The 25,168-nt window shown below is 70.4% G+C and carries 29 protein-coding genes and 5 pseudogenes; 8 read left to right on the forward strand and 26 right to left on the reverse strand.

Translation table 11 applies throughout. The features are described from left to right. Window positions 1–10: 10 nt before the first annotated feature. Window positions 11–202 (forward strand): helix-turn-helix domain-containing protein, encoded by a 192-nt coding sequence (locus QSK39_RS44030; RefSeq protein WP_502873369.1) that lies wholly within the window; start codon window positions 11–13, stop codon window positions 200–202. An 881-nt stretch (window positions 203–1,083) separates the two neighbouring features. On the opposite strand, the gene QSK39_RS44035 is transcribed toward QSK39_RS44030, so the two are convergent. Beyond that, window positions 1,084–2,097 carry an EcsC family protein gene (locus QSK39_RS44035; protein ID WP_285483762.1) on the reverse strand — a complete coding sequence of 338 codons (1,014 nt, stop codon included), beginning with the start codon at window positions 2,095–2,097 and terminating at the stop codon, window positions 1,084–1,086. 113 nt (window positions 2,098–2,210) lie between these two features. On the opposite strand from QSK39_RS44035, the gene QSK39_RS44040 reads away from it, so the two are divergent. After that, window positions 2,211–2,609, forward strand: a complete 399-nt coding sequence (locus QSK39_RS44040) for a glycoside hydrolase family 15 protein (RefSeq protein WP_285483763.1) — start codon at window positions 2,211–2,213, stop codon at window positions 2,607–2,609. 28 nt (window positions 2,610–2,637) lie between these two features. Here the strand turns inward: QSK39_RS44040 and QSK39_RS44045 are convergent, their stop codons facing one another. From QSK39_RS44045 to QSK39_RS44080, 8 genes and pseudogenes are all read right to left on the reverse strand, one after another. Then, window positions 2,638–2,886 carry a hypothetical protein gene (locus QSK39_RS44045; protein ID WP_285483764.1) on the reverse strand — a complete coding sequence of 83 codons (249 nt, stop codon included), beginning with the start codon at window positions 2,884–2,886 and terminating at the stop codon, window positions 2,638–2,640. Window positions 2,887–3,091: 205 nt separating this feature from the next. Beyond that, entirely contained in the window at window positions 3,092–3,268 is a 177-nt protein-coding gene (locus QSK39_RS44050) for a hypothetical protein (RefSeq protein ID WP_285483765.1), read from the reverse strand. A 212-nt stretch (window positions 3,269–3,480) separates the two neighbouring features. After that, entirely contained in the window at window positions 3,481–3,633 is a 153-nt protein-coding gene (locus QSK39_RS44055; protein ID WP_285483766.1) for a hypothetical protein, read from the reverse strand. Between the two features lie 276 nt (window positions 3,634–3,909). After that, window positions 3,910–4,138, reverse strand: a pseudogene (locus QSK39_RS53360) (response regulator). Further along, window positions 4,135–4,452: pseudogene (locus tag QSK39_RS44065) on the reverse strand (sensor histidine kinase); the annotation flags it as partial. The pseudogenes QSK39_RS53360 and QSK39_RS44065, both read right to left, overlap by 4 nt. Window positions 4,453–4,590: 138 nt before the next feature. Beyond that, window positions 4,591–6,810, reverse strand: coding sequence for a heavy metal translocating P-type ATPase (locus QSK39_RS44070; protein ID WP_285483767.1), 2,220 nt, complete (start codon window positions 6,808–6,810; stop codon window positions 4,591–4,593). 65 nt (window positions 6,811–6,875) lie between these two features. Next, window positions 6,876–7,028: a hypothetical protein gene (locus tag QSK39_RS44075; protein ID WP_285483768.1), complete on the reverse strand. Its 153-nt coding sequence runs from the start codon at window positions 7,026–7,028 to the stop codon at window positions 6,876–6,878. 15 nt (window positions 7,029–7,043) lie between these two features. Then, window positions 7,044–7,250 carry a heavy-metal-associated domain-containing protein gene (locus QSK39_RS44080; protein ID WP_285483769.1) on the reverse strand — a complete coding sequence of 69 codons (207 nt, stop codon included), beginning with the start codon at window positions 7,248–7,250 and terminating at the stop codon, window positions 7,044–7,046. 134 nt (window positions 7,251–7,384) lie between these two features. Here QSK39_RS44080 and QSK39_RS44085 point away from each other — a divergent pair, with 134 nt between their 5' ends. After that, entirely contained in the window at window positions 7,385–7,957 is a 573-nt protein-coding gene (locus tag QSK39_RS44085; RefSeq protein ID WP_285483770.1) for a sigma-70 family RNA polymerase sigma factor, read from the forward strand. 1 nt (window position 7,958) lies between these two features. Here QSK39_RS44085 and QSK39_RS44090 read toward each other — a convergent pair whose 3' ends face one another. From QSK39_RS44090 to QSK39_RS44125, 8 genes are all read right to left on the reverse strand, one after another. Next, window positions 7,959–8,513, reverse strand: coding sequence for a vitamin K epoxide reductase family protein (locus tag QSK39_RS44090; protein ID WP_285483771.1), 555 nt, complete (start codon window positions 8,511–8,513; stop codon window positions 7,959–7,961). Further along, window positions 8,510–9,244: a DsbA family protein gene (locus tag QSK39_RS44095; protein ID WP_285483772.1), complete on the reverse strand. Its 735-nt coding sequence runs from the start codon at window positions 9,242–9,244 to the stop codon at window positions 8,510–8,512. Before QSK39_RS44095 ends, QSK39_RS44090 begins: the two co-directional genes overlap by 4 nt. Beyond that, a complete protein-coding gene (locus QSK39_RS44100) occupies window positions 9,244–11,490 on the reverse strand; it encodes a heavy metal translocating P-type ATPase (protein ID WP_285483773.1) in 2,247 nt (748 codons plus the stop codon). Before QSK39_RS44100 ends, QSK39_RS44095 begins: the two co-directional genes overlap by 1 nt. 8 nt (window positions 11,491–11,498) lie before the next feature. Continuing rightward, window positions 11,499–13,370: a bifunctional copper resistance protein CopD/cytochrome c oxidase assembly protein gene (locus QSK39_RS44105; RefSeq protein ID WP_285483774.1), complete on the reverse strand. Its 1,872-nt coding sequence runs from the start codon at window positions 13,368–13,370 to the stop codon at window positions 11,499–11,501. 103 nt (window positions 13,371–13,473) lie between these two features. After that, on the reverse strand, window positions 13,474–14,088 hold the full coding sequence (locus tag QSK39_RS44110) for a DUF5134 domain-containing protein (RefSeq protein WP_285483775.1): 615 nt from the start codon (window positions 14,086–14,088) through the stop codon (window positions 13,474–13,476). Next, the gene (locus tag QSK39_RS44115; RefSeq protein WP_285483776.1) at window positions 14,085–15,428 is read right to left on the reverse strand and encodes a PepSY-associated TM helix domain-containing protein; all 1,344 of its coding nucleotides are present in this window, start codon (window positions 15,426–15,428) and stop codon (window positions 14,085–14,087) included. The genes QSK39_RS44110 and QSK39_RS44115 overlap by 4 nt, the downstream gene beginning before the upstream one ends. Window positions 15,429–15,690: 262 nt before the next feature. Next, window positions 15,691–15,915, reverse strand: a complete 225-nt coding sequence (locus QSK39_RS44120) for a hypothetical protein (protein WP_285483777.1) — start codon at window positions 15,913–15,915, stop codon at window positions 15,691–15,693. Window positions 15,916–15,989: 74 nt separating this feature from the next. Beyond that, entirely contained in the window at window positions 15,990–16,721 is a 732-nt protein-coding gene (locus QSK39_RS44125; RefSeq protein ID WP_285483778.1) for a zf-HC2 domain-containing protein, read from the reverse strand. 62 nt (window positions 16,722–16,783) lie between these two features. On the opposite strand from QSK39_RS44125, the gene QSK39_RS44130 reads away from it, so the two are divergent. After that, window positions 16,784–17,353 (forward strand): sigma-70 family RNA polymerase sigma factor, encoded by a 570-nt coding sequence (locus QSK39_RS44130; RefSeq protein WP_285483779.1) that lies wholly within the window; start codon window positions 16,784–16,786, stop codon window positions 17,351–17,353. 268 nt (window positions 17,354–17,621) lie between these two features. Here the strand turns inward: QSK39_RS44130 and QSK39_RS53165 are convergent. Next, a pseudogene (locus QSK39_RS53165) lies at window positions 17,622–17,720 on the reverse strand (zf-HC2 domain-containing protein); the annotation flags it as partial. A gap of 89 nt (window positions 17,721–17,809) precedes the next feature. Here QSK39_RS53165 and QSK39_RS44135 point away from each other — a divergent pair. Genes QSK39_RS44135 through QSK39_RS44145 form a run of 3 tightly spaced genes read left to right on the forward strand, consistent with a single transcriptional unit; the run spans window position 17,810 to window position 19,218 of the window. Continuing rightward, window positions 17,810–18,376 carry a sigma-70 family RNA polymerase sigma factor gene (locus QSK39_RS44135; RefSeq protein ID WP_285483780.1) on the forward strand — a complete coding sequence of 189 codons (567 nt, stop codon included), beginning with the start codon at window positions 17,810–17,812 and terminating at the stop codon, window positions 18,374–18,376. Between the two features lie 52 nt (window positions 18,377–18,428). Continuing rightward, complete coding sequence (locus QSK39_RS44140) at window positions 18,429–18,599, forward strand: KOW domain-containing RNA-binding protein (RefSeq protein WP_285483781.1); 171 nt, start codon at window positions 18,429–18,431, stop codon at window positions 18,597–18,599. A gap of 16 nt (window positions 18,600–18,615) precedes the next feature. Next, window positions 18,616–19,218, forward strand: a complete 603-nt coding sequence (locus tag QSK39_RS44145) for a DJ-1/PfpI family protein (protein ID WP_285483782.1) — start codon at window positions 18,616–18,618, stop codon at window positions 19,216–19,218. Here the strand turns inward: QSK39_RS44145 and QSK39_RS44150 are convergent. From QSK39_RS44150 to QSK39_RS44170, 5 genes and pseudogenes are all read right to left on the reverse strand, one after another. Further along, window positions 19,215–19,985, reverse strand: coding sequence for an ABC transporter ATP-binding protein (locus QSK39_RS44150; RefSeq protein ID WP_285483783.1), 771 nt, complete (start codon window positions 19,983–19,985; stop codon window positions 19,215–19,217). The two genes, QSK39_RS44145 and QSK39_RS44150, sit on opposite strands and share 4 nt — an antisense overlap. Then, a complete protein-coding gene (locus QSK39_RS44155) occupies window positions 19,982–20,350 on the reverse strand; it encodes an iron chelate uptake ABC transporter family permease subunit (protein WP_285483784.1) in 369 nt (122 codons plus the stop codon). Before QSK39_RS44155 ends, QSK39_RS44150 begins: the two co-directional genes overlap by 4 nt. Next, a complete protein-coding gene (locus QSK39_RS53170) occupies window positions 20,301–20,600 on the reverse strand; it encodes an iron chelate uptake ABC transporter family permease subunit (protein ID WP_353051124.1) in 300 nt (99 codons plus the stop codon). Before QSK39_RS53170 ends, QSK39_RS44155 begins: the two co-directional genes overlap by 50 nt. A 105-nt stretch (window positions 20,601–20,705) precedes the next feature. After that, window positions 20,706–21,280 (reverse strand): annotated as a pseudogene (locus QSK39_RS44165) (iron chelate uptake ABC transporter family permease subunit); the annotation flags it as partial. Next, window positions 21,280–22,323 carry an ABC transporter substrate-binding protein gene (locus tag QSK39_RS44170; RefSeq protein ID WP_285483787.1) on the reverse strand — a complete coding sequence of 348 codons (1,044 nt, stop codon included), beginning with the start codon at window positions 22,321–22,323 and terminating at the stop codon, window positions 21,280–21,282. The pseudogene QSK39_RS44165 and the gene QSK39_RS44170, both read right to left, overlap by 1 nt. Window positions 22,324–22,817: 494 nt before the next feature. Between QSK39_RS44170 and QSK39_RS44175 the strand changes: the two genes are divergently transcribed. Beyond that, the gene (locus QSK39_RS44175) at window positions 22,818–23,303 is read left to right on the forward strand and encodes a ricin-type beta-trefoil lectin domain protein (RefSeq protein WP_285483788.1); all 486 of its coding nucleotides are present in this window, start codon (window positions 22,818–22,820) and stop codon (window positions 23,301–23,303) included. Between the two features lie 223 nt (window positions 23,304–23,526). Here QSK39_RS44175 and QSK39_RS44180 read toward each other — a convergent pair whose 3' ends face one another. From QSK39_RS44180 to QSK39_RS44190, 3 genes and pseudogenes are all read right to left on the reverse strand, one after another. Further along, window positions 23,527–23,820, reverse strand: coding sequence for a GNAT family N-acetyltransferase (locus QSK39_RS44180; RefSeq protein ID WP_353051125.1), 294 nt, complete (start codon window positions 23,818–23,820; stop codon window positions 23,527–23,529). Window positions 23,821–24,382: 562 nt separating this feature from the next. Then, a pseudogene (locus QSK39_RS44185) lies at window positions 24,383–24,928 on the reverse strand (acyl-CoA dehydrogenase family protein); the annotation flags it as partial. 3 nt (window positions 24,929–24,931) lie between these two features. After that, window positions 24,932–25,102 carry a response regulator gene (locus QSK39_RS44190; protein ID WP_285483789.1) on the reverse strand — a complete coding sequence of 57 codons (171 nt, stop codon included), beginning with the start codon at window positions 25,100–25,102 and terminating at the stop codon, window positions 24,932–24,934. Between the last annotated feature and the right edge of the window lie 66 nt (window positions 25,103–25,168).

Here is a 25,168-nt window from a genome sequence, read left to right on the forward strand (position 1 = left end):
CCGGGATCGGGTGCGGCTGCGGCGGTCCGGGATCGTGCTGGCCTCGGCACAGGGCCGGTCCGCGCGAGAGATCGCGGCGATGTTCGCGGCGACGGAGAGGTATGGGCGCGAAGTTATCCACGCGTTCAACGACTCCGGGTTCGCGGCGTCGTCCCCAAATGGAAGGGCGGCCGACCAGCAGGTTCGGGTCGGCTGCCCGTGATCAAATCTGCCGCATCGCCGCCTGCAAACCGACCGCGCTGGGGTTGCGGTTCACGACCTGGAGCCTGGCCAAGCCGGTCGGCTACCTCGCCGAGCACGCCTGGATCAGGGCGAGTACCGAGGCGGTCCGGAAGATCTTGCGCGAGGAGGGTGTGTCCTGGCAGTCGACGAGGACCTGGAAAGCGAGCAAGGCCGGACTTAGTGGCCAAGAAGGCCCGCATCTCGACCTCAACGACCACCCGCCCGCCGACGGACGGGTGGTCTGTGTCGACGAGTTCGGGCCGCTGAACCGCGAGCTGTCGACGACGCCGCTGTCGAAGAACGTTGGTCAGCAGGTGCTGCCCCGCCTCGGGCCGGTGTTCCCAGAAGTCGTTGGTGTGGCCCAGGCCCGGCAGGACCACCTGGTCCCCCCGGCGACAGGATGGGCAGCAGCTCGTTCGTCGCGTTCACCGGTGGCGTGGAGAAGTCGAGTTCGTCGCCGACGAGCAGGGTCTCGACCGCGCTCGGCCGGACCGTGCGGTAGCCGGCGTTGTCCGGGCTGTCCGGCCACGCGGTGAAGAAGCCCGCCGGGCTGCCCCAGAGGAAGTCGGTCGAGGCGTTGCCGAGGATCGGGCCGCGATCGCCGCCTTGGGCGTAGTACTGCTTGGCGGCGGGGGCGTCGAGCACGGAGAAGGAGGCGAACTCGGCCCCAGACGGTCGACGTCGGCAGGGCGACGTCGACGAGGACGGACATCTCCCACAGCGCGCCCGGCCCGCCGTCGAGGCTAGGTGCAGCCGGGCCTGCCCGCACACGACAACCGAGACGCTGTCCAAGCCGCAGAACCGCGGATAGCGCGTCATCACCGCAGGCCAGGGGTATGTCTGCTCAAAATTCGGCCGATGCTACGGCGACCCCGGGTAGACGACATCGTCTCGGTCGGTCGTCAATGCAACTGGCAGGGGCAACCCGTACTTCTCGCACAGGAACCGGGTCTGGCAGTACCGCTGCGCGTCGGCGGCCACCCTGCCCAGGATCGCGGCGTTCATGCCTGCCCCGATGAGGACGCCGATGACCGGGATGACCTTGGCGACGTCCTTGACGGCAACTCTGGAGCCGGCCGGGCCCAGGTGCCGCATCAACTTCTCGAGAGCGGCCACGAGGCGATGGTCCGTGCGGAGCTTGGCCGACCACTTGACACGGTCCTTGAGCGCGCTCGCCGCCCGTGCGGTCTCACGCAACGGCTCGACCTTCGTTGCCTGCGCCATGAAGGATCGCCGTACCAGGCGTTCGATGAAGACCTGCTCGGCCGGGTCCTTGGCGTCGTACCCGTAGGAGTACGCGATGCGCGAGGCGATCGACACGCTCAGGACCTGGACGACGAGGATGTCGGCTGTCATCGCCAACGGGATCCCGGCGACGGGGACCATCGCCAGCAGGCCCATGGCGCCGCCCTCGAACACGCCGGCGGTTCGCCACTTGAGGTTGTTGCGCGCCAGGAGCCGATCGCAGACTTTGAGGTCTTGGTGCCGCAGCTCGGTGAAGCTGTCGATTTCCAGGCCACGCTTGCGGGCGAGCTTTTCGAGACTTTCCGGATCGTTGAGTTCCGCGGCCCAGGCGTTGACCAGTTCCAGCAGTTTTATCGCGGCTTCGAGCAGCGGTCGCACGGCTGCACCGGCCACCGCGTCGCCTGCGTGCCGGATCGGTTGCCGGACAGCCTCCGGCACGGCGTCCGCGGCGCGGCTCACGGTGTTTCGCGTGACCTCACCGGTGCGCTCGAGCGCGGTGCTCGCCCAGTTCGGCAGGCCGCGGCGGTTGTTGCGGCGCTGCCAGTGCTCGTTGAGCGTGTCCCACACCTGTCTCTCGTACGCGCTCATGGGGCCGACGCCGTCGACGGGTGGGCCGGAGTACGTGCTCAATGAGGGCTCCCGTCTTGACCGTGATCGCTCGGGCCATGTTCGCACCACCGGCCAACATGTAGGGAAGCCGCAGTGCGGGGGCCGAGGCGACCGCCCCCGCGGACCCCGCGCGCATGGTCCTCCTCCGCGGCATCGAGGCCGTCGGCCGGGACGTCCGGATGCGTGTCCAGCTCGACCTCTGCGACGCGTTCGGCGGCCGCTCGATGTGGGGGCTCGACGACCACGGCGTCTGGACCGCCCGCACCGGCGACCTGCGGGGCCGCTGGACCGACGCCACGGACGCCCGGCCCGACGGCCGGCTGAGCTTCGAGGTCACCGTGGCCGGCGGCACCCACCACGACCTCGTCCTGGAGATCGGCGGCCACTCGCCGCCCGGCCCCGAGGACGCCAAGAAGCTCTGGGCCGCGACCGAGCACTCCTGGCAACAGGCCGTGCCTCCGCTCGAGGACACCATCGACCCCCGCGACGCCTACGCCGTCCTGCGCGGCTTGACGGCACCCACCGCCGGATGAGACCACGTTGGCCCTCCCCGACCAGAGGCTAAGTGGTCGCTTCCCCTGCCCCGGTCAGCGTGGCGGCCTCGGTGGCCGGAGGTGCGTCGGCGAGGTGCAGGGGCCGGTCGTGGCTGTAGTCCACGAGCGCGCGTTCACAGTCGGTGGTGGTGATCTGCACAGTGCTCTCGCCGAGCTCGATGCTCACGGCCTGCAGCAGCCCCGCCCGGTACCCGGGCCAGGGTTCATGCCAGAACCAGTCACCTTCACGCAACGTCACCGCAGGCACGGTACTCATGGACCGATACTCTAGGCCAAACGGAGCAACGATGAGCGGCCGGACTGCCGTGGTGGGTCCGGTGGCGTGCCGGACCGATCGGGGGGCCTGCCGGCCCGGCACGCCACCGGATACCCACTCAGAGGGTGCACACGGCGGATTATGACGCCTCGCGCCCTTACGAGACCGAGGCATTGTCCCAGCCAGCGTGCCTGCCTGCGGGGACTCAGCCGTGCACGCCGGGCGCGGGCCCGCCCGCCGTGGGCAGCTCGTCGGTGAGGATGTCCTCGACCCGCCGGGCAGCGCGGCGCAGTGCACGCACTCCGAGCAGCAACAGTCCTGCACCCGCACCCAGCAGCACCGCCGCCGCCAGCGGCACCACACCGGCGGCCACCAACGCCACCGCGGCTCCCACTGGCAGCCCCACGGCCGTGCTGCGCCGGATCCAGGGCAGGCCAGGCGCGGGGCGTGCGTGGCGGGCTCGGTAGTGCGGGCGTATCCGCACCACGTGGGCAGACGTGCTCACGGACACCTCCAGGGGTCGACAAACCACCGCTTCCCCGCATGTCACGCGTGCGGTGAAGGCGGAGCCAAGTGATAGGGCGAAAGAAAGAGCTACCGGTGCCCGTGCCAGCGGCGGGCCAGCGCGGCGGGGACCAGACCGCAGCCGACCGGTTCGGTGTCGATGTCATGGCGCCGCGCCACCAGCAGCGTCCGGAGCGTCACCGCGGCGCGGGCGGTGCCCGGTCGTGATCGGGGTGTCGGCATCGGTCAGCCTCCTCACGACGAGGTCCAGGTCGTGTGCAAGAACTGTCGCAAACAGCGCCGTTCGGGTTACCGTCGTTACTCCATTGAGTCCATCGCGACTCCAGACGGTCACCAGGGGCCTACCGTCATCTCCTGGCTGTCAGCCAAACTGCAGCAACTCCGACTACCGAAATGCCGCGCCGGACATGACCGGTTGCAGTCCTTGTGATCGTCCGACAAGCGGACGATCTGCGCGGCCGGACAGCGACACCTGAAATCCAGTGTCCCGGCGGTCGCTCAGTGCGGGAGCTTCACCACCGTGACGAAGAAGTTGTCGATCTGGCTAACGATCTCCACGAACGCGTCGAAGTCGACCGGCTTGGTGACGTAGGCGTTGGCGTGCGGGTCGTAGCTGCGGCGATGTCCTCTTCGAATCTTGAGTGCTCGAAGGCTTCCTGCGTCATCAGGACGTCGCCGGGTCGTCCTCGACGAGCAGGACGTCGATCGGTTCGAGTGATCCGGTCATGCCGCGTCCTGTTCTTCTTCGGTGGCAAGGGATGGCCCCGCGACGGCGGGGAGGGTGAACCGGAAGCAGGCGCCTTCGGCAACGCCGGTGTCCAGCCAGATGCGGCCGTCGTGGTGCTCGACGATCTTGCGGCACATCGCCAGGCCGATGCCGGTGCCGGGGTAGTCGCCCCGGCCGTGCAGCCGCTGGAAGATCACGAAGATCCGGTCCGCGTACTGCGCGTTGATGCCGATTCCGTTGTCCGACAAGGAGAAGACCCACTCGGCGCCGTCGCGCTCGGCGGCGACGGTGATCTCCGGACAACGACCTCGGTGACCGCTGGGCGCTTGACCACGTGAGTCGGCCCTCCGCGACGAGCAGCAGCGCGGCGCCGGGATCCAGGGCAAGCGCGACCCGAGAGGGTTGCCGATTCCGCCCCAGGCGCCTAGCCCGGGGCGGAATCACGTGCGTTTTCACAGCCCGGGCACCACGGCCGGCGCGGGCTGACCGCCTGCGGGCTGGAAACGTGTCAGGCGAAGGCTGTTCGACACCACCAGGCAGCTCGACAACGCCATCGCGGCACCGGCGATCATCGGGTTGAGCAGTCCGGCCGCGGCCAGCGGCAACGCGGCGACGTTGTAGGCCAGCGCCCAGAACAGGTTCGCCTTGATCGTCCCCAGCGTCCGGCGGGACAACCGGATCGCGTCCACCGCGGCCATCAGGTCACCCCGCACCAGCGTCAGGTCGCCGGCTTCGATCGCCGCGTCGGTTCCGGTGCCCATCGCCAGGCCGAGGTCGGCCGAGGCGAGCGCGGCCGCGTCGTTGACGCCGTCGCCGATCATCGCCACCACGTGCCCCTGGGCCTTCAGGTCCGCGATCACGTCGACCTTCTGCTCCGGAGAGACCTCCGCGATGACGTCGGTGATTCCGGCCTCGCGGGCGATCGCCTGGGCCACGGCCTCGTTGTCGCCGGTCAGCAGGATCGGCGTCAACCCCAGCCGTCGTAGCTGGAACACCGCCGGCGCCGATGTCGGCTTGACGGTGTCGGCCACCACCAGTACTGCGTGCGCGTACCCGTCCCACGCCAGGATCACCGCCGTGTGCCCAGCGTGCTCGGCCTTCTGCTTCGCCGCCAGCAACGACGACGGCAGCCGCACCGAGAGCCGGTGCATCAGCTCCGGGCGGCCGACGACGACCCGGTGCCCGTCCACCCGGCCCAGGACACCGAAACCGGCGACGTTGCGGAACTCCAGGACCTCCCCCACCGAGCCGAACCGCCGCAGCGCGGCCGACACGACCGCGTCGGCGATCGGGTGCTCCGACGCGTTCTCCAGCGCGCCCGCCAGCTGCAGCGCCAGATCGGCCGGGACACCGTCGACGGTACGGACCGCGACCAGGCTCATCTTCCGGGTGGTCACGGTGCCGGTCTTGTCGAGCACGACCGTGTCCACCCGGCGCGTCGACTCGAGCATCTCCGGCCCCTTGACCAGGACGCCCAGCTGCGCGCCGCGGCCGGTCCCGACCAGCAACGCCGTCGGCGTCGCCAACCCGAGCGCACACGGGCACGCGATGATCAAGACGGCGACGGCGGCCGTGAACGCCGCCGCGGTGTCCGAGCCGGAGCCGAGCCAGAACCCCAGGGTGGCCACCGAAAGAGCCATCACGATCGGCACGAACACCGCGGAGACGCGGTCCGCTAGCCGCTGGACGTCGGCTTTGCCGCTCTGCGCGCGCTCGACCATCGCGGCGATCCGCGAGAGCCGGGTGTCGGCGCCGACGCGTGTCGCCCGCACCACCAGGCGGCCGCTCATGCTGACCGTCGCGCCGACGACCGGGGTCCCGGCCGACACCTCGACCGGCACGGCCTCACCGGTCACCAGGCTCAGGTCGACCGCGGAGTCGCCTTCCTCGACGACGCCGTCGGTCGCGATCTTTTCCCCCGGCCGGACGACGAACCGGTCGCCGACACGCAGCTGTTCGATCGGGACGCGCTCTTCCTGACCGCCGCGCAGGACGGAGACCGACTTGGCGCCGAGGTCCAGCAGGGCGCGCAGGGCGGCGCCGGCCCGACGCCGTGAGCGGGATTCGAAGTACCGGCCCGCGAGGATGAACAGCGTGACGCCGGTGGCGACCTCGAAGTAGATGCCGTCCAGGTCGTGGTCGGCGGCGAGGGTCAGCTCGAACTCGTGCCGCATGCCGATGACGCCCGCGCCGCCGAAGAACAGGGCGTAGAGGGACCAGAGGAACGCCGCCGCGACGCCCATCGAGACGAGCGTGTCCATGGTGGCGGTCGCGTGGCGCAGGTTCGTCCAGGCCGCGCGGTGCAGCGGCCATGCGCCCCAGACCACGACCGGCGTGGCCAGCGCGAGCGACACCCACTGCCAGGCCGGGAACTGCAGCGCCGGCACCATCGCCAGCAGGATCACCGGCGCGCCCAGCACGGCCGAGCCCAGCAGCCGCTGCCGCAGCAGGTCCGGCGCCGCCGGGGCGGGCTCGGCGGCTTCCGGTTCGGGCGGCTGCGGAAGCTCGGCGGTGTAGCCGGCGGCCTCGACCGTCCGGACGATGTCCTCGACCGTCAGCGCCTGCGGGACCGACACCAGCGCCTTCTCCGTGGCGTAGTTGACCGTCGCTTCGACGCTGTCGAGACGGTTCAGCTTGCGCTCGATCCGCGCCGCGCACGAACCGCAGGTCATGCCGCCGATGACAAGCTCGATCTCCTCGCCGGCCGACGCGGCAGGCGGTGGCGGGGGCGGTGGCGCTACGGCGTGCCGGGCATCCGCATACCGGGCACCGAGGGCAGCGATGGGCGTGGTGAGGGGCTCGGGCCCAAGAGGCTGCCCAGGAGCCAGGCCAGGCCGAACACCAAGCCCAGCAGCAGCGCGAACCCGCTCACCTTGGCCGAAGTCGGCATGACGGCCTCTCTCGTTCATCGGACGAGCTGGTAGCCCGCGACCTGCACCGCGCCCTCGACCTGCTCCGGCGCGAGCGCACCGTCGCTGGTCACCAGGACCCGGCCCGAGCTCAGGTCGACGTCGACCGCGCGGACCCCGGGCAGCTCGCCGACCTCCTCCTTGACCGAGGCGACGCAGTGGCCACACGTCATTCCGGTCACCACGTAAGTGCTCTGAGTCATCGTCACACCTTCCCGGCCGTGGCCGTCTCGTGACGAGGCGGTGGCCTCGCCGTAACAAGAGGTCGGCCCGGATCGCGGAATGGTTCCCGCGAATCTTTTTGAACCATCCCGGCTCGAGCCGCGTATCAGTCGGTGTGAGGCCACTCTCATCGGATGACGCCGAGATCACGCGGTGTGCCCAGCTCGCCGGCCACGGCGACCGGATCGCGCTCGAGCGGTTCCTGCGCGCGACCCAGCCCCATGTCTGGCGGTTCATAGCCGGGTTGTGCGACGTCCAGTCCGCCGATGACCTGACCCAGGAGACCTACATCCGGGCGCTGGGCAGCCTCGCCCGGTTCCGGGCGGAGTCCTCGGCGCGGACGTGGCTGCTGGCGATCGCCCGGCGGGTGGTGGCCGACCACATCCGCGCTCTCCAGGCCCGCCCCCGTTCGGCCACTCTCGCCGACTGGCAGGCCGTCGCGGGTGCCGAACCCGCGGAGGGCAACGCCTTCGAAGAGCGCGTTCTGCTCGACGACCTCGTCGCCGCGCTCGAGGTGGACCGGCGGGATGCCTTCGTGCTCACCCAGACCCTGGGATTGTCCTACGCGGACGCGGCTGAGGTGTGCGGGTGCCCGGTCGGCACGATCCGCTCCCGGGTCGCCCGGGCCCGCGACGACCTCGTGGCAGCACTGCACGAGGCACCCGCCCGCCACACGGCCACCGGTTGATTCACAGCAGCGTGCGCCAGTAGCTCCAGAACTCCTGCAGGACCAACGCCACGACCACGACGTACCAGAGCGCCAGGATTCCACTGTGGACTCGACGCAACGCGCTGCCGATACTGGTGCCGCTCAAGTTGTGCAGCGTGGTGTACCAGAAGATCGCGATGGTGACGACCCAGACGACCATGCAGTACGGGCAGAGCGCGTGGATCCGGTACACGCTGGCGAAGATCAGCCAGTGCACGAACAGGACACCGAACGTCGTGCCCACCTGCATGCCGAGCCATACCCAGCGCGGAGGGTCGTAGCCGGTCAGCAGCGCCACGCCGAACGTCACGACGACCGCGAATGCGGCCACCCCGATGATCGGGTTGGGGAAGCCGAAAGCCGCCGCCTGCGGGCTGTCCATCACCGAGCCGCAGGACAGGACCGGGTTGATCGAGCAGCTCGGCACGTAGGACGGGTCCTTCAGCCGCTCGATCTTCTCCAGCGTCAGCGTCACGGCCGCGACGAGGCCGAGCGCGCCGCCGATCGTGTAGAGCCACCCCAGCGCCCGGTTCACGTCAGCGCCTTGTCGATCTCGCCGCGCAGCTGCTGCGCGATGTCGGGGTAGGTCTGGCCGGTGGGCTTGAACTGGGCGCCGTTGACGAAGATCGTCGGGGTGCCCGACACGCCGGCCTTCTCGCCGTCGGCCTTGCCCTGGTCGATGCGCTGCCGCACGGCCTGCGACCCGAGATCCGTGCGGAAGCGGGCCAGGTCGAGGCCGATCCCGGTCGCGTAGCTCTCGAACTTCGCCTGGGCGCGCTCGGCGTCGTCGCTGACGTTCTGCCCGTCCGTTGCGAGCGCCCAGGCCGGGTAGTCGCCGTAGAGCTTGTCGAACATCGGCTGGTATTTGCCTTGCAGTGACGCCGCTTCGGCTACCTTCGCCGCGGGCACGGCCAGCGGGTGCATCGGCAACGGGAAGTTGCGGGTCACGAAGGTGATCTTGCCCGCGTAGTCCTGCTCCAGGGACTTCGTGACGTTCTGGTAGTACGCCTCGCAGACCGGGCACTGGTAGTCCAGGAACTCGACCACGGTCACGGAGTTGGATGACGACGTCGTCAGCGTGTTGCTGTCCGGGTGCCGCAGCACATCCGCCGCGACCGCGCCAGGCGGAGCCGACGAGTCACCGCGGTTGAACACCAGGATCCCGCCGATGACGACGACGGCGAGCGCGAGGATGCCGATCGTCGTCCAGGCGTTGGCCGACAGCCCCTTCTTCGCGGTGACCACGTTCGACTTCTTCTTCGCCATCAGTCGAGCCTCTCCTTGTCTCCGGAACCGTCGAACGAACGCAGCCGCAGGCTGTTGGACACCACCAGTACCGAGGACAGCGACATGGCCGCACCCGCGATCAGGGGGTTGAGCAGGCCGAAGGCCGCGAGCGGCAGGGCCGCCACGTTGTAGCCGAACGCCCACGCCAGGTTGCCGCGGATGATCCGCAGGGTCCGATCGGCGAGCCGGATCGCGTCCGGCACCACCCGCAGGTCGTCCCGCACGAGCACCACGTCCGCCGAGCGCAGCGCGATGTCGCTGCCGCGCGCCACGGCCATGCCGAGGTCGGCGGTGGCCAGCGCCGGGCCGTCGTTGATCCCGTCCCCCACCATCGCAACCCGGGCGCCGGCGGCCCGCAGGGCCTCGATCTCCCGGGCCTTGTCCGCGGGCAGGACGCCGGCGCGGACTTCGTCGACACCGATCTCGTCCGCGACGGCCCGGGCGGCGACCTCGTGGTCGCCGGTCAGCAGCACGGTCCGCAGGCCGTAGGCCCGCAGCTCGGCCACGGCGGCCGCGGCGGACGGCTTCACAACGTCACGGACCTCGAGCACCCCGACGGTCTGGCCGTCGACCACGACGAGCACCGGGACGGCCCCCGCCGCCTGGATGTCCTCGACGTGCTCGGGGCTGACGATCCCGCGTTCGGCGAACAGCCTCGGGCTGCCGACCAGGACGGCGTGACCATCCACAGTGGCCTCCGCGCCCAGGCCCGGCAGTGCGGTGAACGCGTCGATCTCCGGGAGAGCGGGCAGTTCCGCGCGGGCGGCTGCCGCGACGGCGGCGCCGATCGCGTGCTCGGAGCCGGACTCGACCCCGCCCGCGAACCAGAGCAGATCACCACGGCTGCGGCCTGGCGCCGGGTGGCAGCCGGTGACGCTCATCCGCCCGGTGGTCACCGTGCCGGTCTTGTCCAGCACCACCATGTCCACCTTGCGGCTGGCCTCCAGGGCGTCCGGCCCCTTGATGAGGATGCCCAGCTGCGCACCGCGGCCGACACCAGCCATCAACGCGGTGGGCGTGGCGAGGCCGAGAGCGCACGGGCAGGCGATGATCAACACCGAAACGGCGGCGGTGAAAGCGTCCCGGACCGGGTTTCCCATCAGCAGCCATCCGCCCAGGGTGAGCAGGGCCAGCACCAGCACCACGGGGACGAACACCGCGCAGATCCGGTCGACCAGCCGTTGCACCGACGCCTTGCGGCCTTGGGCCTGCTCGGCGAGCGCGGTCATCTGGGCGAGCTGGGTGTGGCTGCCGACCGCGGTCGCGCGAACCACCAGCCGTCCCTCGCGGTTCACCGAAGCGCCGATCACCCGGTCACCCGGGGCGACCTCGGCGGGCACCGGCTCACCGGTGACCGCGCTGACATCCACAGTGGACTGTCCACGCTCGACTATTCCGTCGGCGGCGAACGCCTCGCCCGGCTTGATGACGAACCGGTCGCCGGCCGCCAGCTCGCCGATCGGCACCAGTCGTTCGACGCCGTCGCGCAGGACCCGCACGTCCTTGACGGCGAGGGCGTCCAGCGCGGCAAGCAGGCCGGCGGCGTCGCGTCGTGAGCGGCTCTCGAAGTAGCGGCCGGCCAGCAGGAACGTCGTCACGCCCGCGGCGACGTCGAGGTAGATCGTGTCGGCCCCGGGCGCGGTCGGCCCGAACCCGACCCAGTAGCCGGGCTCGTGGCCGCCGAACACCGTGGCCCAGGCCGACCAGAAGAAGGACGCCAGCACGCCGAGCGACACCAGCGTGTCCATACTGGATGATCGGTGCCGGAGGTTCCGCAGCGTCGCGCGGTGGAACGGCAGCGCGGCCCAGAACACCACCGGCACGGCGAGGGCGAGGCAGAGCCACTGCCAGGCGGGGAACCGCAACGACGGCACCAGGGCGAGGGTGATCGACAGGTCGCACAGCGGGACGGCCAGCACAGCGGCGGCGATGAGCCGGCGACGCAGGTCGCGCACCCGGGTCGCGGTGAGGTCTTCGTCGTCATCTTCGCCGCGGAGGCGGGCACCGTAGCCGGCCTTGCGGATGCGCTCGACCAGGACGTCGTCGGCGAGCGCGGCCGGGACCTGCACGGTGGCGCGTTCGGTGGCGTAGTTGACCGAGGCGCGGACGCCGTCGAGCTTGGTGAGGGTGCGTTCGACCCGCGCCGAGCAGGCGGCGCAGGTCATTCCGGTCACGGCCAGCTCGACCGTGCGGACGTCCCCGGTGGCCGGGGTCGCGGTGGTCATGGTTCTCCTCAGTTCCGGCGTGCCGCGAGTTCCGCGAGCATCGCGTTGTAGGCGTCGAGATCGTTCTCGCCGTGGCGATCGGCGCGCCTGGCTTTGCGCTCGTCGTCGCGCGACCACTGCACGAGCAGGGCCACCACCATGACGACCATCGGGATTTCGCCGCTGGCCCAGGCGATGCCGCCGCCGAGGCGCTGGTCGGCCAGCAGGTCACCGGCCCACGGCAGGGCCAGGTAGTGGTAGTAGGTGCCGGCGATCAGGGCCTGCTTGCTCATCAGGATCACCCCGAAGAACGCGTGGAACGGCATCACCGCGAACAGCATCCCCAGCCGCGCCAAGTGCGGCACCTGACGTGGCGTCCGGTCGGCGCCGACCGCGACCCAGGCGAACAGGTAGCCCGTCACCAGGAAGTGGACCTTCATCAGCTGGTGCGCCCAGTGGTAGAGCATCGCCTGGCCGAACAGGCCCGAGAAGTAGAGCGCGTAGAACGACCCCGCGAAAAGGATCGCGGCCACCGCGGGGTGCGCGAAGAACCGGGTCACCGGGGCGTGCAGCAGCGACGCGATCCATTCGCGCGCACCGGGAACGTCGCGGTTCGCGGGCAACGCACGCAGCGCGAGGGTCACCGGGCCGCCGAGGACCAGCAGCACGGGCGCGAACATGTTCAACGCCATGTGCGTGACCATGTGCAGGCTGAAGGTACCCGGTGCGTAGACGCCGAGGCCCGACGACGTGACGACCACGACGATCACCCAGCCGGCGACCCAGGCGACCACCCGGCCCGGCGGCCAGTGGTCACCGCGTCGCCGCAGCCGCCGGACGCCGAGCAGGTACGCCGTCACCGCGATGAGCGCGAGCGGGAGGAACAGCAGGTCCGGCCGCCAGTCGCCGACGAGCCGGGCCAAGGTCTGCGGGGCGTCGAGGCCGTAGCCGAGCACCGTTTCCTGCACGGTGGCCGGGTGGTTCACGAACGCAGGCGGCACGAGCGCGGTCAGCGCCGCCGATCCGCCGGTGCCCAGCGCCAGCAAAACCAGCTCGGCCACGACAAAACGGCGGCGACGCCACACCGCGATACCGAAGCCCGCGGCCACCAGCAACGCCGTCTCAAGCCCGAGGACCAGCCCGTAGCGGCTGAGCAGCCCGTCCGGCCGGGGCAGCGCGAAGCCGGCCACCGCGCCCGACAGCGCGGTCACCACGAAGCACATCAGCGACAGGCGACGGTAGCGAACCAGAGTCAGTTCAGGGATCGGTCCTCGGCGCGAACGGGCCAGCAGCGCGACCAGCGCACCAAGCCACGCCGTCGCCGCGGGCACGTGCCAGAACAGTGCGTTGGTCGCCAGGTCGTGCCCGGCGCCCACCGACACGTGGCCCACTGCCACCAGCGGCAGCAATCCCACACCCGCGGTGACGGTCGCGGCGACGACCGTGCGCCAGGCCATCGCCGGCCACGCCAGCGCGGTCGTCACGGCGGCGGCGACCGCGACGCACAGCCAGGCCCTGGGTTCTTCGGTAGCGCTGAAGGTGGGCAGGAACACCTCGGGCCTCAGGATGCGCGACACCGGCAGGCCCGAAGCACTCGCCGCCGAAAACGGAACAGCGACGACGGCTGCGGCCAGCCAGCAGGCCGCGCTGCCCGCGGCGAACCGGCTCGCCGCGTAGGCGTCCGCCGACAGGGAACCGCCGCGGCGGCCCAGCGCGACGAACGCCGCGAACACCAACCCGCCGAAGCACCCGGCGGCCGCGGCGTCGGCCATGAACCGGACGACCGCGAACCCGTAAGTGGTCAGCGGCCCCGGATCGGCGTTGCCGAGCGGCGAGTACACGTCACCAGCGGTCGCGACGACGAGCAGCAGCAGCGCAAGCCCCGCAACCACCGCCGTCACGACCACACCGCGGAACCGGGACGTCTTCACCCCTCAGCCGTCGGACACCTCACCACCGGAGTTCCGGACTGTGACCCACCCCACAACCGTCCACTGAGGAGGGTCAGGCCATCGTCAGCAGCATCAGCGCCATGCCCAGCGCCATCACGCCGCTGGTACCGCTGCCGAGGCTGCGCAGCGGCGGCCGGGACGCGCGTGCGTCGTCGATCGCCCGGCTCAGGAAGACCAGCCCGGCCACGACGAAGACAGCCACCAGTACCAGGGCGACTGCCGTCACGTCGGCCGGGGTCGTCCCGGCGGCGCCGGCCCCGGGCATCAGCATCCCCTCGTGTCCCGGCATGTCCATCGTCCCGCCGGATCCCGTCATGCCGTCCATGGCGCGGGGCATCACGAACACCATCCACGCCATGGCCCCCATCATGACGACGTGGTAGATCGCCACGCGGGGGCCGCCGTGGTCGGCGTGCGAGGTGCCGCTGGCGGCCACGCCGACGAACCAGACCGCGGCCGCGGCGAAGAACACCGTCTGAGGCCAGCGCGCGACGCTCATCGTCGCCGGCCACGCCATCGCCACCATCGCCACGCACATCACCACGTGCAGCACGTCGCCGGTCCGTTCCGCGGGTGTCCCCTGCCGCAGGCAGCGGTAAGCGCAGAACGCCCCGGTCGCCGCGAAGATCGCGGTCAGGATCCAGCGCAGGCCCTCCGCGGTGATCATGCGGCCACCTTCTGCCGCCGCGCCTCGAGCACGGCGTCGACTACGAGGAAACCCAGCAGGGACAACCCGAACAGTGGCAGGTAGTACCCGACCACCGCGACCACGACGAGCGTCGGCGCCAGCACCCGTCCGGGGATCCGCCGCCACACGCCGCGCACCGGCGGCCGCCCGACCCGGGCCTCGCCCCGTGTCGGCCGTCGCAGCCACCACATCCGGTAGCCCCAGACGATCACGGCGCTCAGTGCGACCGCGAGCAGCGTCAGCACGATCTGGTTCCAGATCCCGAACAGGAAGCCCATGTGGGCATCGATCCCCCAGGTGCTCAGCTTGGCCGCGAGGTTGTAGTCGGCGAACCGCAGCGTGTCGGTAATGGCGCCGGTCGCCGGGTCGACGACCATCGAATCGGCCTGCACGGGCCAGCTCCGGCCGACCTGCGCGACGACGTACCCCTTGCCGGGCCCGGCGGGTGGCCGGACCTCGACCGGATCGCTCAACCCGGCCCGTAGCGTCGCTTCGCGGGCGCCGTCGAAGCCGATATCCCGCCCTGAGGAGGAAGCCGGAACACCCGCCGACACCGACGGGCTGGTCCAGTCCAGCTGCGTCCGCAGCTCGGTGATGCTGTTCCCGGCGTACTGCGACCACGTCAGCCCGGTGGCGGAAAGGAACAGCAGACCGATCGCCAGCACCAGCCCGGTCCGGCCGTGCCAGGTCAGCAGCTTGGCGCGGGGACTGGCGGCCGTGGCGCGCTTGCGGCGGACCCGCCCGAACCAGAGCGCGAGCCCGGCGAGCACGACCACCCACAGCCAGCTGGCCGCGAGTTCGCTGTACAGGCGCCCGAAATCACCCATGTGCAGGCTGCGGTGCAGGACGTCGATCCAGCCGCGCAAGGGCATCGCCTGGCCGGAGCCGTAGGTCTCCAGCTGTCCGCGGACGTCGCCGGTGTGCGGGTCGACGAACACCGTCCAGTGGAAGCTGGGCTGCAGGTCCGGCCGGGTGAAGATCACCTGGGTCGTGTCGGTGGGGGTCAGCCCGGGGCGTACCCCGGTCAGCGTGCCGTCTGGGACGAGTGCCTTCGCCGTCGCGGCCTGCTGGTCGAGCGGGACGCTCCCGGCCGCCGCCGGGACGTGCAGTTCGTGGTCGTAGACGGACTCTTCCACCTGGGGCGCCCAGACGTAGGCGAGCCCGGTGACGGCGGCGACGAGGAGGAACGGACCGATGAAGACGCCCGCGTAGAAGTGCAGGCGCAGCACCAGCGGCCGGATCGCCGCCCAGCCGAACCGGGGCTCGGCCGGGCTTTCCCGTTCCGGCACGAGCTCGTCGGAGTTCTGGTCGATGGACATCGGGCTCCCTTCAGCCGCCGCCCTCAGGAGAAAAGGTCGGCCCGCGGCCGCCGCTGGTTCCCGGGAATCCGGTGACCCGGCTCACGCCGGTCAGGAAAAGGCTTTCGGCCACCCTCGGGAACTTTGCCCCGCGTGCAGCCGACCACTGGATCGCGGGGATCACCCGGTCGCGGCCGGGGCCACAAGCCGGACCTCGCGCCAGGGCCGGCGGCACCGCCGGGGGTTTTCCACTCCTGAGGCTCCCGGGTCGCCGCCGGTCCGCTCAGCCCACCGGGGTGAGCACCGCGTCCAGGACGCCCGACTTCACGTCGGCGACGAGCACCGCCAGCTGTTCGCGGCTCATCTCGATCCGCTGTCCGAAGTCATCGGTGATCACCACCTCGCGCTCCACCGGAGCGCCGTCGACCAGATACAGCTCCGGGCACCCACAGTTGCACTGGCCGCAGAACGTCGCGATGTGCCGCATCCCGGAACCATGCTCGGACATGACCACCAACTCCTCGTCGCCGGATCCCCTCTTCCGGTAGTCGGCTGCCGGGCCCGTTCGGTTCCCGCCGGGGTTCAGGCCGCCCGCTTTCCGGTGGGCAGCTGAGGGAACCGGCGCCCCTGCGGACGCCCCGGCGCATCGCCGGGCACGCCACCGGCGCGGCCGGTCCCGAACCCGCCCGAGCCGGGCACGCGATCGGCCGACGGGGGCGCCGGCATCCGCGCGTGCTGCCGCCGCACCGCGAAGAGCAGGATGACGCCGGCGAGGACGAGCCCGTGGGTGGCCACCCGGTCGAGTGCGACCTGCCCGGTCGACAGGTCGACGCCCGAAACGATGCCGAGCACCACGACGAACCCGGCGAGGGCGGGCAGGAGACCGGCAGCGGCCGCCGGGCGCAGCGCGGCCCACAAAAGCCCGATGCCGACGGCGACGTTCCAGGCCGCGCTCTCGTTGCCGAGATGGGCCGCGGCGACCAGCCCGCCGTGCGCGGCGTGGCCGACGTCGGTGCCCAGCAGCTCGGCCAGCCCGAGGCCGCTCTGCACCAGCGCCACCAGACCGAGGGCCAGCCGCAGGCCCCACCGCTGGGGCCGGGGAGCGGGCACCTCGGCCAGGATCCGCGCCGTGAGGTCCGGGACTCGCGGCGCTTTCCGGACCAGGGTCGCGCGGCGCAGGGCGGTCGCCTCCTCCTGCCAGGCCCGGCACGCGGGGCAGCCGGCCAGGTGGCGGTCGAGGACGTCGGCGGCCACCACGGGCTGCTCCCCGTCGATCCGGGCCGAGAGCGATTCGCGCAAGTCAGAGCAGTTCACACTCCAATGGTCGGCCACCGGGCCGCCGGAGTTCCCACCGGTGTCGGCTACCGTGTCGGTTCGTGACCACCGGCAGGGACCGCGACGACGAGCGGATCACCGCGCTCGCGCTCGACGCCGCCCGCGGCGACCAGCACGCCTTCGAAGGCTGGATCCGCGCGACCCAGGCCGACGTGTGGCGGTTCATCGCGCACCTGGCCGGGTCCGGCGTGGCCGACGACCTCACCCAGGAGACCTACGCCAGGGCGGTCACCGCGCTGGCGCGCTTCGTCGGGCGCTCGTCCGCCCGGACGTGGCTGCTGTCCATCGCCCGCCGGGTGGCCGTCGACCACTTCCGTGCGCGGTCCGCCCGGCCCCGGTCCGACGGGCAGAACTGGGAGTCCGCCGTCGAAGCCGAGTCGGCCCGGCGGACGACGGGCGCGGGCTTCGAAGACGTCGTGGAGCTGGGCCTGCTGCTCGACGGGCTCGACCCCGAACGTCGCGAAGCGATCGTCCTCACCCAGCTGCTCGGCTACTCCTACGACGAAGCCGCCGAGGTGTGCGACTGCCCCATCGGCACCATCCGTTCCCGCGTCGCCCGGGCTCGCGAAGACCTCTTGGCGGCCCGGGACCAGCGCGACGCCATCGGCTGATCAGCACGCCACGAAGACTTGGCACCGACAGGCGCGGCCGGCCTGGCAGCCGCAATCGCAGCCGGTCGCACAGCCACAGTGCGTGGCGCCCACGCGCCAGACGACCACGTGCTCCGGCACGCAGCTCGGCCGCCGTGGGGTGCCGACCCGCTGCGCATCGCAGGGTGGCCAGCAGAGCGGGAAGCAAGTCCCGGCACGGCGCGGCCGGACGGACCCGCAGCGACCGCGTGACCGCGGCCATCCGCGCGACCGCGGCCCGGCAGGCCGGACATCGTGCGAGGTGCCGCCGGGCCACCGCTTCCTCGCCGGGAGCCGCCTCGCCGTCGGCCATGGCCGACGGCGCCTCCCGGATGCGCTGACAGTCCATACCGGAGAAGTCGGCTGGGAGGGCGATGCGGTTCCCCGCCACCCGAGAGGCGGTCCCGGGCACCCGGTGGGTCGGCTACGGTTCGGCTCGTGACGACCGGCAGAGACCGCGACGACGAGCGAATCACCGCGCTCGCCCTGGACGCTGCCCGCGGCGACGAGCGCGCCTTCGAAGCGTGGATCCGCGCCACCCAGGCAGTTGTCTGGCGGTTCATCGCACACCTCACGGACACGAACGTCGCCGACGACCTCACGCAGGAAACCTACGCCCGGGCGGTCACGGCACCCGCCCGGTTCGCGGGGCGCTCGTCGTCGCACACGTTGCTGCTGTCCATCGCCCGCAACGCCGTCGTCGACCACTTCCGCGCGCGTTCCATCCGGCCCCGGGCGTCCACACAGGACTGGGAAGGCGCCGCCGAAACGGAGTCCGCCCGCCGCGCTGGCGCCGGGTTCGAAGAGCTCGTCGAACTGGGGCTGCTGCTCGACCAGCTCGACCCCGAACGCCGCGAAGCGATCATCCTGACCCAGGTCCTCGGCTACTCCTACGCCGCGACCGCCGACGTCTGCGACTGTCCGGTCGGGACCGTCCGCTCCCGCGTCGCCCGCGCCCGTGAAGACCTCCTGGCTGCGCGGGACGAGCAGGGGAACGTCATCTGATCGGGTTTCTCGCCCGGTGGCGCCGGCTGCTCGACTCACTACGATGATCGTCATGGATGCGTTCGAAGTAGGTCAGACCGTCCGGATCACCGGTAAGACGATGACGGGAAATGTGGGCACGATCGTCCATTTCGACGACAAGCGGAACAAGTACCTCGTGCGGGTCGACGCGGTCACCCAGAACTACTTCCCGGCCCACGAACTGGAGAAGTTCTCTGGCTGACCGATAGGCTCTGGCGATGGCGAAACGAACGGTCAGCGTCATCCTGTTCGACGGCTTCCAACTGCTGGACGTGTTCGGCCCGGTCGACCTGCTGGGCACCGTCCCGGACCTGTTCGACTTGCGGTTCATCGGCCCGGGCCACGAACCGGTGGCCAGCTCGCAAGGCACCAGCGTGTCGGTGACCGACCGCCGCGACGACGCGCCCGAGCCCGACATCATCCTCGTCCCGGGTGGCATCGGCACCCGGACGCTGGTGCGGGACCCGGAGTTCCTCACGTGGCTGACCGGCTACGCGGGCCCGGCGCCGCTCGTCACCTCCGTGTGCACGGGCTCGGCGCTGCTCGCCGCCGCGGGCTTGCTCGACGGCTACCGGGCGACATCCAACAAACGTGCGTTCGACTGGGTGGCAACGCAGGGCGAGCACGTCGAGTGGGTGCGGCGGGCACGGTGGGTCGAGGACCGGAACAGGTGGACCTCGTCGGGGGTGGCCGCGGGCATGGACATGACCGCCGCGCTCATCCGGCACCTGCACGGCAACGACGTCGCCAAGAAGGTCACCGACTTCCTCGAGCTCGAGGTGCACGCCGACCCGGCGTGGGATCCGTTCGCCCCCGCCTAAGAACTCAGCTCGCGCAGCAGTACGCGGGGCCGTCCGTCGACCGGGTCGGGAACGACACTTCCGTCCACTTCGAACACGTCACGGAAGACGGCCTCGGTCAGCACCTCGGCGGGTGGCCCAGCCGCGGCGATCGTGCCCGCCTTCAGCGCGACGATCGTCGTGGCGTACCGGGCCGCGAGGTCCAAAGTGTGCAGCGCCGCCACGACCGTGACACCGAGCGAGGAGACCAGGCTCAGCGCGGAGATCTGGTGCGCCGGGTCGAGGTGGTTGGTCGGCTCGTCCAGCACCAGCAGCTCCGGCTGCTGGGCCAAGGCCCGGGCGAGCAGAACGCGCTGGCGTTCTCCACCGGACAATGTGGACAATGGACGGTCCGCGAACCCCATGGCGCCCGTGCGTTCCAGCGCCTCCGACACGACAGTCTCGTCTGCCGCAGTGAGCCGGTCGAACGCACCAAGGTGCGGGTACCGGCCAAGCCGGACCGCTTCGCGCGCCGTGAAGTCGTAGCCGCCGGCCTGGTCCTGACCGAGCACGCCGACCCGGCGCGCGACGTCGCGGTGCCGGGCCGTCCAGACGTCCTCACCTCCGAGCAGCACAGCACCCACGCGCGGCCGCAGGGCACGGTAGACGGTCTTGAGCAAAGTGGACTTCCCGCCGCCGTTCGGTCCGACCACCGCGACGAACTCACCGGGCGCGATCGTCAGCGTGACGTCGTGGACCGCCGGGACTTCGGTGTAGCCGGCGGCGATGCCGTCGAAGACGAGTTTCACGACAGGCCCACCGTTCCCGCCGCGCTGCGGCGCAGGATCACCAGGAAGAGCGGGACCCCGATGGCCGCGGTGAGAATGCCGATCGGGAGCTCGGTCGGTGCGAGCACCAGCCGGGCGGCGGTGTCGGCCCAGACGATCACCAGCGCTCCCAGCAGCGCCGTCACCGGCAGCGCGCGACGGTGGTCGGCCCCGACGAGCAGCCGGGTCAGGTTGGGCACGATCAGCCCGATGAACCCGATGCTGCCCGACACCGCGACGACGGTCCCGGTCAGCAACGCGACGATCACCAGCAGCACGGCGCGGGCACGCGCGGCGTCAAGCCCGAGTGCCGCGGCGCCGTCGTCGCCGAGCACCAGAAGGTTCAACCGGCCGGCCCCCGCTCCCGAAACCACGACCAGTACCAGGACGACCCCCCGCGCAGGTCAATGCCAACGGCCACTGCGCACCGGCCAGGCTGCCGAGGATCCAAAACAGAATCTGCTGCTGCGCGTCGACGTCGTGCGTGCGCAGCAACAGGAACGAGATGACTCCTGACAGCAGCTGGCCGACGGCGATGCCGGTCATCACCATGCGCCCGGCCTGAATTCGGCCGGCCGAGCGGGAAAACCCGAACACCGCCAGCGCCGCGGCGACCGCGCCGCCGAACGCGGCCAGCGGCAGGGTGAGCTGGTCCCACCGCGCGCCGGAAAGGCTGCCCAGGATCCAGAACAGCGACGAGTTGGTCGTGCCGACGTCGCGCGCCTGGAAGATCATGAAGTTCGTCAGCCCGGTGAACCCGGCGCCGATCACGATGCCGGCCAGCACCAGTCGGCTGGAGGAGAACGACCCGGTGAACCGCACGAAGGCGGCCACCGCCAGCAGCGCCGCCATCGCCCCGGCGAACGCCGCGACCCCGACTGACACGCCGCCGAAAGCCGAGGCGCCGAGTACGAGCCACGCCACCGCGCCGAACGCGGCCCCGAGGAGATGCCGAGCACGTACGGGTCCGCGAGCGGGTTGCGCATCACCGCCTGCGCCACCACGCCGACTACCGACAGTGCCGCGCCGACGAGGATCGCGAGCAAAACGCGCGGCAGACGCAGGTTCCACACGATGTCGTCCTGCGTCAGGCTCCAGTGGGCCGGGTCGCCGAGGCCGGTCACGCGGTAGGTGAGGATCTCGGCGACCGTCGTCGGCTTGATGAACGCCGTGCCGATGCCGATCGCGACCACGCACAGCACGATTCCCACGACCGTCAGACCACCGAGCACCAGCCCGGTCCGCGGTTTCGCCCGCCGCGTCAGGGTGCCGGTCACTACTTGAACGCGTCCGGGTGCAGGGCCTTCGCCAGCGCCGCGACGGCCTCGGCGTTGCGGGTGCCGCCGAGGTAGTACGTCTCCGCCAGCACCGGGACGAACCGGCGGTTCTTCACCGCCGTCACGTTCTGCAATGCGGGGTTGCCGGTGAAGGAGGCTTCCGCTTTGGCGATCGCTTGGTCGAATTCGGCCTGCGTGCCCTTGCCGAACGCCTCCAGGACGATGACGTCCGGGTTGCGGGCGACGACCTCTTCCCAGCTGACGTCCTGGTAAACCGCGTTGACGTCGTCGAAGATGTTCTTCCCACCGGCTTGGGTGATGATCGCGTTGGACAGGTTCTGGTTGCCGACGGCGTAGGCCTTCCCGGCGCCGTCTTCCAAGCTGTAGGAGTACACCTTCGGTCGTGGTGCGTCCTTGATCTTGCCCTGAACTTCGGCGACGGTGCTCTTCATCTGGTTCACCATCGCGTCGGTGGAGTTCTTGGTGTCGAAGATCGTGCCGTAGTTGTCGATGTCCTGGTAGGTGACCGAGAGATCGGTGACCGGCGCGGTCCGGGTGCACGACGCGGCGAGCGCGAAGTAGGAGTTGAGGTGCCGCTGCGCCAGCTCGGCCTGCGACAGCGCACCCTTGGTGGTGTCGAAGTTCGACGGCCAGCCACCGACGACGAAGTCCGGGTTCGCCGACAGCAGCTGCTCCCGCTGGACCGGGACGAAGTTGCCCGGCACGTACTCGCCACCGAGCTTCGGGAGACCATCGGCGATCTTCTGCAGGTCCGCCGGGAACGCGCCGGGCGCGACGGCCTGAGCACCGACGATCTTGTCCTTCAGCCCCAACCGCAGCAGGAACTCCAGCACGCTGGTCGTGACCGCCGCGACCCGGGTGGGCGCGGCGGTGAACGTCGACTTCGTGCCGGTGCAGTCAGTCACCGTGCGGGTGCCGTAGCCAGCGTCCGCACCCGCGTTCGAGCTGCTCGTGCCACTCGGCCCGCCGCACCCGGCCAGCACGACGACTGCTGCGGCGACCGCCGCGAACCGCCTATTCACCAGGGAACTCCTCCGTGCCTCGGCCGCCCGGTGACGGCTCACGGAGAAGTAGTCGGACGTGAGCCCGATTCGGTCCCTCTTCGCACGATCTGCTGCAGCCGCTGACCCTCACGATCAGTCAGCCTGCGCACCCGGACTGGATCTGCCATCCACACAGCCTGACCGCAACCCGATCACCAGCCCCGAACGCTGACCGGCGTGTCACCAAACCGGCCAACGTTCATGGACAGAGCACTAGCGACGACCACCGAAACATGAAAGAGATACTTGTCTTCACTAAGGACGTTCACTCGTTTGGGCTCGCAGTCGTGAATTTCTCACATACAGCAGCGGCCGAGTCCGCACGACACCTGTTCCTTCCGGACCGATCCACACAGAGTCGGCAGGCCGATGACGCGTGCGATTGACCCGGTCGAGAAGGTAAACCGGTCCTACGGCCCGCGCGTGTTCGGATCGCGGCTCCAGGTCAAGCCGTGAGATCAAGGGAGAGGGCGATGCTGATGAACAACGCGACGGCGAGAAGCCGCCAAAGGATGGTCGGCGCGATCGTGGCCACGGTGGTGTCGGCTGCCGGGATGGTCGCTGCGGCCACGCCCGCCGCTGCCGTAGGCGCAGGCGTCAACTTCGTGACGCCGTCAGGCAGTGGTTGCCTGGACGGTTACAACAACCGACCGGTCAGCGAGGTGTACACCACCGGTTGCAACGGTGGAAAGTTCCAGCAGTGGCGTTACGACGGCTGGAACACGAAGTCCATCCTCTACAGCTATGGAGAAGTCCTCTGCATCGTGAAGGTCGGCTCGGCGGTGACACTGGACTACTGCAACTCCGCCAACAGCCAGGTGTACTGGTTGGTGCAGGGCCGAACCGGCAGCCTGGTCATCAGGTCGTACGCCGATCCCAACGTCTGCCTGACCAGGGCCGGGACCAACGTCGACGTGGGGCCCTGCAACGTGCCGGCGGCAGCATGGGCGATGCGCTAGCAGTGGGACGTTGATCGAGCCGTAGTGTTCGCCGCGGCCAAGCAGTCGGCGAACACTACGGTGACCCCTAAGCCGCGGTTGGCGGCAGGCTCCGCAGCCTGCGACTTCAGCCAGACCGGCTGAGCATCGCAGGCAGCCGCCAGGGCTGCACCCTCTGCGCGGCGGATGCGGTCGAGGTGGCGCGTGCTTCCCGCGCATCAGAGCGCGGTCGCCTCCTTGGAGTTCATCGTCCGCGCTCCGAGACACCGGCGTGGACACAGGACAGACCGGCCCTGCGCATGGCAATCCGGGCGCGGAACGACTGCGCCACCGGGCCGTCCGGCAGTGGAGCCGTCCACCGGTAGGACGGCGCCCGGGCCACCGCGGCCGCCACCAGCGTGCGACCGAAGCCCAGACGCCGATACTCCGCGGCGACGTGGACGTAGGCGAGGGTGGCCGTCCGGCACCTTCCGCACAGGCTTGTCGTTATTGCGCCAACCTCGGTGCCGTCGAGATGGAGTTCGATTCGTCCCGCCAGCGCCCGTCAGTGTAGTTTGCACCAGGAGAGGCGACGCTCCGATGGGAGAGCAACGGCATCTCGGGCACATCCAGGTGCCCCTGAGACGGCCAGCCATGCGTCACAGCGTATGACTATCGTCGCCGTTACCTGAGGCCTCCGCGAGGACCACGCCCGCTACTTCCGGCTACGCATCAGGCGATAGTCAACGCGACGCGCCCCCATAGAAGACGCCGGCTGCGTTGCTGGAACGCCTTACGTTTCCCGGCGCGAGACGCTCGACTTTCTGTGCTCGGCGACGATCGGCGATTGATTCCGCGACAGGTCGTATGGGTGAGGACATCCGATGCTCCCGTTGGTTGCGGCGGATCTACTTGCAGGCTGCAGTCTGGCCAGCCCCATAAGCGGCCTGGGCCTTCGTGAAGCCGTCACCCGCCGACGATGACAGTCGATCCGTCCTCGCCTGCCACCAGTCCTGGACGCACTTCTCGACCAGCTGCGCGATGCCGCCGGTTCGGTCGTCGGTCCGCCACGCCTGTGAACGTGGGGACATCAGGACCCCCGGCGGCACCGCCGGCCGCGCTCAGCGGAACGCGGACAGACCGGTCAGCCCCCCGCCGACCACGAGCGCGTGCACGTCGGTTGTGCCCTCGTAGGTCACGACCGACTCGAGGTTCGTCATGTGGCGAGTCACGGGTTACTCCAGTGTGATGCCGTTGGCGCCGAGAATCTGACGCGCGGTACGCGCGACGTCGAGCGCGGCGTTGACGTTGCCGAGCTTGCCCATGCTCACGTGCTCCGGTCGCAGCAGCCCCGCGTCCTTCATCCGGCCCAAATGCAGCGACATAAGGGTCGCCCGGTTGACTTCGAGCGCCATCGTCGCGAGCTTCTGCTGCTGCAGCTGGAAGCTTCGGATCGGCCTGCCGAACTGAACCCGGCTGATGCTGTACTCGAGGGCGGCCTCGAGGCAGGCGCGCGCGGCACCGGCGGCGCCCCACACGATTCCGTACCGAGCTTCGTTCAGGCACGACAGCGGCCCCCGCAGGGAAGACATCTCCGGCAGCACCGCTTCCGCGCGCAATCGCACCTCGTCGAGGCTCAGTTCCGAAGTCACCGACGCCCTCGGCGAGAATCAGGCTCGCGACAATCGGTCTAGCACGACCACGTCGTGGTCGGTGACGGCAACCGACTCCAGAACGGCGCGTCCGTCGCAGACCACGCCGGCGGCGATGGTTTCGCGGCGCATGCCGGTACGGATTGTATCCGCGAGGTACGGCTCGTCTTCGACGATCAGGACGCGCATGTGGTGACCTCACCCCAGGCTGTTCGGGTGCGCCCCAGTCGCTCACACCGGAGGTTTCCCGACCAT

Origin of the sequence: Amycolatopsis sp. NBRC 101858, assembly GCF_030269325.1 — a bacterium.
In the GTDB taxonomy this organism is placed as follows: Bacteria; Actinomycetota; Actinomycetes; order Mycobacteriales; family Pseudonocardiaceae; genus Amycolatopsis; species Amycolatopsis ponsaeliensis.

What these genes read in the sequence shown, in the direction of transcription:
- QSK39_RS44100 (WP_285483773.1), bottom strand. Translation starts at nt 11,490, where the DNA reads ATGACCACCGCGACCCCGGCCACCGGGGACGTCCGCACGGTCGAGCTG.
- QSK39_RS44070 (WP_285483767.1), bottom strand. Translation starts at nt 6,810, where the DNA reads ATGACCTGCGGTTCGTGCGCGGCGCGGATCGAGCGCAAGCTGAACCGT.
- QSK39_RS44190 (WP_285483789.1), bottom strand. Translation starts at nt 25,102, where the DNA reads ATGCGCGTCCTGATCGTCGAAGACGAGCCGTACCTCGCGGATACAATC.
- QSK39_RS44045 (WP_285483764.1), bottom strand. Translation starts at nt 2,886, where the DNA reads ATGAGTACCGTGCCTGCGGTGACGTTGCGTGAAGGTGACTGGTTCTGG.
- QSK39_RS44145 (WP_285483782.1), top strand. Translation starts at nt 18,616, where the DNA reads ATGGCGAAACGAACGGTCAGCGTCATCCTGTTCGACGGCTTCCAACTG.
- QSK39_RS44080 (WP_285483769.1), bottom strand. Translation starts at nt 7,250, where the DNA reads ATGACTCAGAGCACTTACGTGGTGACCGGAATGACGTGTGGCCACTGC.
- QSK39_RS44055 (WP_285483766.1), bottom strand. Translation starts at nt 3,633, where the DNA reads ATGCCGACACCCCGATCACGACCGGGCACCGCCCGCGCCGCGGTGACG.
- QSK39_RS44120 (WP_285483777.1), bottom strand. Translation starts at nt 15,915, where the DNA reads ATGTCCGAGCATGGTTCCGGGATGCGGCACATCGCGACGTTCTGCGGC.
- QSK39_RS44075 (WP_285483768.1), bottom strand. Translation starts at nt 7,028, where the DNA reads ATGCCGACTTCGGCCAAGGTGAGCGGGTTCGCGCTGCTGCTGGGCTTG.
- QSK39_RS44040 (WP_285483763.1), top strand. Translation starts at nt 2,211, where the DNA reads ATGGTCCTCCTCCGCGGCATCGAGGCCGTCGGCCGGGACGTCCGGATG.
- QSK39_RS44175 (WP_285483788.1), top strand. Translation starts at nt 22,818, where the DNA reads ATGCTGATGAACAACGCGACGGCGAGAAGCCGCCAAAGGATGGTCGGC.
- QSK39_RS44140 (WP_285483781.1), top strand. Translation starts at nt 18,429, where the DNA reads ATGGATGCGTTCGAAGTAGGTCAGACCGTCCGGATCACCGGTAAGACG.
- QSK39_RS44110 (WP_285483775.1), bottom strand. Translation starts at nt 14,088, where the DNA reads ATGATCACCGCGGAGGGCCTGCGCTGGATCCTGACCGCGATCTTCGCG.
- QSK39_RS44095 (WP_285483772.1), bottom strand. Translation starts at nt 9,244, where the DNA reads ATGGCGAAGAAGAAGTCGAACGTGGTCACCGCGAAGAAGGGGCTGTCG.
- QSK39_RS44115 (WP_285483776.1), bottom strand. Translation starts at nt 15,428, where the DNA reads ATGTCCATCGACCAGAACTCCGACGAGCTCGTGCCGGAACGGGAAAGC.